Here is a 1,098-nt window from a genome sequence, read left to right on the forward strand (position 1 = left end):
AAGCAGCATCAACCTCAGGAACGACAGCAATAAAACCGTCAGCATTTGGAAGTGCGCACACAGGCATAATTAAAAACCTTACTTAGCTTTGTCAGAGACCGGATTGTCGAACAGGCTGCGAATCACTTTGAAGTCACAAACCAAGTTGCGACGTGGGTCCTCTGGGTCAGGTTCATACTCGAACTCAACAAGAGCCGGACACATCGTTGTTTCGAATTTAGCGAGAAGTGCATCGTTTGGCGCAAATGGAACCTCAACAGATTCAATACCAAACGCAATTTGAGAGCCGTTTTCGTTTTCCCAAGGCTTCAATGCCTTACCAGCAAACAAACGACCAATTTCATATTTTTTACCGGATTGCTTACCAACGCCTTTTGAGTAAGTGCCACCTGTTAGAACGTAACGAACAGCCATGCTAATTCTCCATTATCTCTTTGATTATGTGTTTGTATGTATCAGGCAAGTTGAGCAAATCACCCTGCGTATCCTCAGATATGAGCAACCCGAAAACTTTCTCCAAGTCACCATCCAAGTACTTAGCAATATCCGCTAACGTGCGGCCAACTTGACGACGAGCCCAACGAATGCGCCCGTGCATATCGAGCGCAACTTGTTTCTTTTTTGTAACCACCTTTACTGGAGAGCTGGATACGATAGATGCGCTATACGCACAAATTCCGGCGAAGTAACCGCTGATATCGAGAAGGACGTCGATTGGCATCTCCTTCAGCTCACACTCACTTCTAAACCAAAACATATCGAGCCCAAGCTGAGCAGCCTTGTTATAAATACGCCAGTAAATACGAGATTTGCGGTTGCCAACCTCGAATGATTCATTGATAACCTTGCCGGAAGGTTCAGCAAAATAACGCTCACCTGCACTAGGGCCGCAACCCCTATCAGATGTGCGAAACGCATTATCGGCATAGGCTTTTTTTGCATACTCACGACCAAACAGGCCGTGGAAGTCATCGACTGCAAGGTCGATTCGAGATAGACGGTTACAGTCGAGAAGATCTAACCACCAATGCAAACGGAATGCACTTGTGTGCTCAAAAACGTGTTTGCACCCTAGCCCCTCAATTTGGAAATAACAGG

General features: G+C 46.1%; 2 protein-coding genes. Both read right to left on the minus strand.

Annotated elements, in window-relative coordinates:
* Positions 1 to 78 precede the first annotated feature (78 nt).
* Positions 79 to 414, minus strand: coding sequence for a hypothetical protein (locus R7R78_RS24370; protein ID WP_017636225.1), 336 nt, complete (start codon positions 412 to 414; stop codon positions 79 to 81).
* A 1-nt stretch (position 415) separates the two neighbouring features.
* Positions 416 to 1,098: replication initiation factor domain-containing protein (locus R7R78_RS24375; RefSeq protein ID WP_225474405.1), on the minus strand; the 683-nt coding region annotated here is incomplete at its 5' end.

It is taken from the genome of Vibrio sp. 2134-1 (assembly GCF_033339495.1).